The sequence below is a fragment of the Flavobacterium sp. genome, assembly GCF_035456085.1.
Classification (GTDB): Bacteria; Bacteroidota; Bacteroidia; order Flavobacteriales; family Flavobacteriaceae; genus Flavobacterium.
In genome coordinates this window covers 1-5693 of the sequence record NZ_DATIDY010000162.1, presented here as the reverse complement: position 1 = coordinate 5693, position 5693 = coordinate 1, and the positions used below count along the sequence as shown (strand labels likewise).

At 31.6% G+C, this 5693-nt stretch carries 5 protein-coding genes; 4 read left to right on the top strand and 1 reads right to left on the bottom strand.

Features of this window, described 5'->3' with window-relative positions; genetic code table 11:
• The first annotated feature begins 171 nt into the window (after positions 1-171).
• From VLC96_RS12565 to VLC96_RS12550, 4 genes are all read left to right on the top strand, one after another.
• Positions 172-990, top strand: coding sequence for a hypothetical protein (locus VLC96_RS12565; protein ID WP_325263402.1), 819 nt, complete (start codon positions 172-174; stop codon positions 988-990).
• A gap of 157 nt (positions 991-1147) precedes the next feature.
• Positions 1148-1555: a hypothetical protein gene (locus VLC96_RS12560; protein ID WP_325263399.1), complete on the top strand. Its 408-nt coding sequence runs from the start codon at positions 1148-1150 to the stop codon at positions 1553-1555.
• A 246-nt stretch (positions 1556-1801) separates the two neighbouring features.
• The gene (locus tag VLC96_RS12555; protein WP_325263396.1) at positions 1802-2344 is read left to right on the top strand and encodes a hypothetical protein; all 543 of its coding nucleotides are present in this window, start codon (positions 1802-1804) and stop codon (positions 2342-2344) included.
• A 522-nt stretch (positions 2345-2866) separates the two neighbouring features.
• Entirely contained in the window at positions 2867-3961 is a 1095-nt protein-coding gene (locus VLC96_RS12550) for a thioredoxin-like domain-containing protein (protein ID WP_325263394.1), read from the top strand.
• Positions 3962-4094: 133 nt separating this feature from the next.
• Here the strand turns inward: VLC96_RS12550 and VLC96_RS12545 are convergent, their stop codons facing one another.
• Positions 4095-4871 carry a lyase family protein gene (locus VLC96_RS12545; RefSeq protein WP_325263391.1) on the bottom strand — a complete coding sequence of 259 codons (777 nt, stop codon included), beginning with the start codon at positions 4869-4871 and terminating at the stop codon, positions 4095-4097.
• Between the last annotated feature and the right edge of the window lie 822 nt (positions 4872-5693).

The window sequence follows — 5693 nt, the reverse complement described above, 5'->3', positions numbered from 1 at the left end:
AACTTGAAATACGCATCTGGTGGCGGGAAATTCCTAGAATATGTTGCATTCTTAAAAATACGAAAAATCCTGTTTTTACACCACTATTTTACTATATTTGTTTACAATCAAACCGAAGTTTTTTCACAGACTGACGTTAGCTGTTATTTTAACCAAAAAAGGAGAATAGTAATGATATTATTAGGAGTTTATTGGTCTTATTATTTGCCAGAATCAATTTTTCGTGTCAATTTTTTTAAATTCGAAGAAGCTTGGGGTGGTTTAAGTGATAGACCTGCAAGTCTTACTGCAACTATATATGCTTTTAATCCTGAAAAAGTAATTACACATATAAAAGAAATACACGACAAATACAATGATTGTGAGATTCGCATTTTTAGACAAGGAAATAATTTAAAAATTTGGATGGTAAACTATCATTTATTTGATTATGATTTCTTTGTGCTTAATAAAATTGAATCTTATTTAAATAAAAATTGGTTTGTTTTTCAAAGAAGTGAAATTAAAGATTATAGGAACGAGAATTTAATAATATTAAAAAAAGTTAACCAAAAATTAGAAAATGAATACCATCCAAATAAAAACATTAAAATATATTATGCTACAAGAAATAAATATAGTTCTGCTTCGAAATTTATACATATAAATTGCTATGTATCTACAAAAATAAAATCTGCTTATATTGAAGATATTAAGGAAATAGCAATTAGTGAAAATTTGAATGTTTTATATTATTCAGAATTTTTTAAATCTGATATTTCTAATTTACAAATATCTGTAACGAACGGTAGACAAGGTGTAGATGGAAGTAAAAAAAACTATACTAACATAAGAAGTTTTGAAGAAAAATTAAATGTTTTATTTGAAAAACATAATGTTACATTTGACTTTCAAGAAGGTTTTGATGACAATTCAAAAGGTATTACAATAGAAATGATGTGTGATGAAGATTATGTAATCGACACAATATATAGAAAAAACAACAGCTAACAGCCGTTTGGCGAGATTGGGGTTTTAGGCTTAATGGAAAATTAGTTTTGTACTTGGAAAATTTGGGTTTAACCGAAAAATCTCGCATCTTTAATCCCCAACCTCGCCAAGCGCCGGAACGTTATGGTGCATTTTCCGAAATTGAAACTAACAGACAATGGAAATAAAAGAAATAGGTGCATATAAATCTCAAGACAAAAAACACGGGTTTGACTTTATTTTCGAAGGCGAGATTCGGTTTGGGCCGACCTACTACAAAATAAAATTAGACGGACAATTAATTACAAACAGAATATTTGGATTTGAATTTAAGTGGCATCCTAACTCAACTTTTTTAGCATTGCAAGAATGGCTAACTACCGACTATCAAAAAGGCCCCATAACTTCATTGACTTTGATTGATCTTCAAAAAGGAAAATTAGCAAGAATCTCAACAGCCGACAAAGGTTTCATAAAGCCTATTAAGTTTGACAATGATATTATAATTTTTGAAAAAGAATATTTGGCTGATGGAAAAACCGTCGAATACGAAATAAAATTAGACGAAATAAAAAATTGGGAATAAAAAAACGCACCATAACAGCTACTACAACGGATTTGGGCAATTGGCTTAATGGAAAAATAGTTTTGTATTTGTGATGATTTTGCAAATCCGAAGAATGGGCTTAATTTAGTCCCAAACCCGCTGTAGTACCAAGACGTTATGGTGTATAGCTCTGTTGACGAGAAGCAGGTCTCTACTTCCTGATATAAAACTGAAAAAGTTTATTATTTTTACAGATAAACTAATTAACCATTACAGATAAAATCTATGAAAAATTACATTCTAACAATTGGAATGCTGTTATTTTTAATTTCTTGCGGAAAAAGTGAAAAGCCAGTTGAGCCAGAAAAGAAACAAGTTGCAGTCAGCACAAAAAAGAATAAAACAAATACAATAAATAAGACAAAAGAAATTGAAGTTCTGCAGAATATAAATATACTAAAACAAAAAATAGCAGGTAATTGGGAATTAATGGATTATGACCTGAGTGAAGAAAATGATGGAGATCAAGAAAAGCCAAGTGGAGTGATCTGGACATTTAAAGAGGATAATGTTTGCGAAGAAAGAAGCGACCCTGATAATCCTAGTGATGTAACAATCTACGAATATGAAATAACTAAAAAGGACTGCGAAAAAAACACAACTTCACCAAAGTTTTTATATATGAAATTAACAAATAAAACTGTTCTGGGAGACGATTATTGTTTTTTAATAGACCTGCTTGATCCGATTGATAATACAGACAAAAGAGATCGTCTGTCATTGTATCCTGCCGGAGCTATAAGCCCTAATATATTAGTCAGAAAATAAGAAAACAATCTACTTTGTAGAACGCTCTTTTTTCTATAATGTTATGCCTTATTTAATCAATTTTGCTCTTTTGGAGAATCATTGGTCAAAATCAAGAACCTACATGAATTCACTCGAATGAATAAAAAATTTAATTTAAGTGTTTTTAATAAAATGTCTTTTGCTCCAACTCCGCCAAATTATCAATTAAATTGAACTTTGAAATTTCGAAAACGGAATTCGCAAAGCATAAAAGTTTACGCAATTGGGATCGATAGTTGGAATGTCAAAGCGTTCGTGCTCTGCAATCGTGTCGCTACACACCATAACAGCTACTACAACGGATTTGGGCAATTGGCTTAATGGAAAAATGGTTTTGTATTTGGGATGATTTGGCAAATCCGAAGAATGGGCTTAATTTAGTCCCAAACCCGCTGTAGTACCAAGACGTTATGGTGTATAGCTCGGTTGAAGACAAATAAACCGCTTCAATCTGACATTTAAAAAAAGCTTGATGATACTTATTTAAAAAATTAAATATTTATGAAAATAAAAATTCTATTATTACTCCCAATCCTATTACCTGTTTTTACCTTCCAATCTTTAGCATATGATAAGAAAGGAAAAATAACTGGTGATTTACCTAATCTCAAAAATCAGTTTGATAATGTTGTCATAACGATGCGCGGCTTTGAAGAATTTGGTGATGCCATAACTACAGTAGATACAGTACAGGCTAAAGGAGGTAAATTTGAATATCATTTTTCCGTACCTGGCACTAGAATGGTAAGTTTTACTCTTTTAAAAAATAACGAAGAAGTAACTGTTCTTGCAATCAAAGATGCTGCTACATCGCCACAATGCGGTTATTTTCAAGAAATCTGTCTTGGTAATGAAGATATCAAAATCAACAATAAATATACCTTTTGGCCAGAAGACGTAGTCTATTGTGAAGGTCTGAAAGAAAATAAATGGTATTATGCTTTTGACATGAATTTAGCGCCTGCAGGTGACAAAGTTACAAAGCAATTCATCAAAGCACATCCGAATAGTTATGCTACTCTACAAGCCGTTTTTTTTCAAAAATTATCGTTTTCAAATGATGAGCTATCCGATATGCTGGATTTGTTCTCTTATGATTTAAAACAGTCCGTTACTTATTTAATGATAAGAAAATACTTGGATAAAATGATGGCTTTGGAGAAAATGAATTATGCAAGAAATTTCAATTGGCTGGATATTAACGGTACTTCTTATGATTTTAAGACAGTACTTGGTGATAAAAAATATGTCCTTCTGGTTTTTTGGTCTAGTACATGCAAAGAATGTAGTGAGGAAATTGCAGAATTAAAAGAGTTTCAAGAAAAGTATGCTACTTTGGTAAGTATAGTGAACCTTAGTGTTGACAATGACTATAGAAAGTGGAAAGAAGCTGTCGACGAAGAAAAAATCCCATGGTATAATTTGTCTGGACTTCCAAATAATAAAGACGGCATAAGAGAAGAATATTGTGTTGACACAGGGCCGGAATTTATATTGGTTAATAGTGACGGTAATGCAGCAATCAAAAATATAAATACTTATTTTTACGGCTTAAAAATGGATTTTATTGATATTTTAGGCACTCCATTGAAGTAGTTCTGCTTTGTGTATTAAAAATTAAATACGCTAATATGATAGTCCCAAAAGCACATTTTTTAGTTTAAAAAAAACTAACTTTTTCAATATATTATTGAAAAATAAAGGATACTTAGAAAAAAAGCTACTTGTTTTATTGAGTCCGTGCTATCTTAGCCAAAAAAGCTAAATCATCTTGAATTTTGGATAGAGTGGCATTACAATTTTTAATAGCCGATAGATACAGTATTATTCCATACAAGCTTTTTGTGGCTACAATAGAAGATTCTAAATTTTCAGTAGCCGTCAATTCATCACCAATAGCATTTAATTTAGTATATGCCTCTACTAGATATGGTTGAGTTTTTCGTACATCCATAATTGCTGAATCAAGCCTAAATCCCATTGCATGGAATGCTAGCCCCATTTTTTTTATAAGCCCATTCTCCTCTACTAATTTATTCATTTTAAGAGCGACCTCTAAGTCATTGCCTTTCTTGTGCAAAGTTTGCGAAAGTAATTCTGCTTTTTTAATAAAATCATTACCATGCGCAATCAATGCCTCATATTTTTCATTTGGGTACACATCATTAAAGGTCTGAGCTTTATTTAATTGATTTTTATATTCAGTGATTTCAGTTTTGGTGTTTATATTATTCTGTAGCTCTGATGAAATATCTCCTAATACTTCCAATAAATTTACATCAGATGTTGAAATTGAGTTATCCGTATTGGATAAATTGGCAACAATATTATTGTTATATTTTTCGTCAATTATAGTTTGGCAGGCTTTTTCTATAGCTAAAAATTTCTCTTTTTTCGTTGCAATATTTGCTTTCTTCTCAGTATTGCTTTTTTGTGCATAATTGGCAGAAATCCACATCATTAAAAAAAAGGTAATCCCATTTGTGGCGATTTTTTTTATTCTCATAATTACTATTTTGTATAAGTGTACATATTGTCGCCAGCTAGCGTGAGCGTCTCGCTCGTTCATGTACACATTAATCAACAATTACCCAGCTCATGTACGAAATGAAATTCGGTGTAGCCAAATGTAGTTCGACCACGTCAAATTTAAATTCATCAAATCTAATCGTTTCGTATGGCAATTAAAACAAAATTTCGTGAAAAAACATAAAATTTAAAACTTCGGTTTTATAATTACACCCCCTGATATTGCGGATTTGTAATCTGTGCCCTCCAGCTAACGCGAGCATCTTGCTCGTACCCACAACAATAGAAACAAAACTAAAACCGAGCTGACCGAAAACAGAACCGAAACTCGACGCTGAATTGTTGCGGACAAACAAAACGTGAATCACTTTACAGAAAACCGAAAGCGGATTTTTTTGAGGTTTAAATCAAAATTGAAACTCAAAAGCGGAAACTATTTGGAGCGGAAATCCAAAGGCGGAAAAGCCACCGAAATTGGAATCGAACATTGAAATGTCTAAGCTTTCGTGCTCAGCAGTCGTGTCGCTACACACCATAACACTTGCTACAAGCGATTTGGGTATTAGGCTTAATGGAAATATGGTTTTGTATTTGTGAGAATTTGGTTAAGCCGAAAAATAACGCTAATTTAGTTCCAAACCGCTTGTAGCAAGAGAACGTTGGTAGTAATGTTGCTGTAGAAAAACGAAGAACTAAACAGATAAAAAATGAAATACTTATTGATATCATTAATTGCATTTACTCTAATAAGTTCTAATAAAAACAAAGACTTCAATGATGATTTTAGAAATATAATTAT

Bases quoted from the DNA above. Each gene is read 5' to 3' on its own strand.
- VLC96_RS12565 (WP_325263402.1), top strand. From the start codon at position 172: ATGATATTATTAGGAGTTTATTGGTCTTATTATTTGCCAGAATCAATT.
- VLC96_RS12560 (WP_325263399.1), top strand. From the start codon at position 1,148: ATGGAAATAAAAGAAATAGGTGCATATAAATCTCAAGACAAAAAACAC.
- VLC96_RS12555 (WP_325263396.1), top strand. From the start codon at position 1,802: ATGAAAAATTACATTCTAACAATTGGAATGCTGTTATTTTTAATTTCT.
- VLC96_RS12550 (WP_325263394.1), top strand. From the start codon at position 2,867: ATGAAAATAAAAATTCTATTATTACTCCCAATCCTATTACCTGTTTTT.
- VLC96_RS12545 (WP_325263391.1), bottom strand. From the start codon at position 4,871: ATGAGAATAAAAAAAATCGCCACAAATGGGATTACCTTTTTTTTAATG.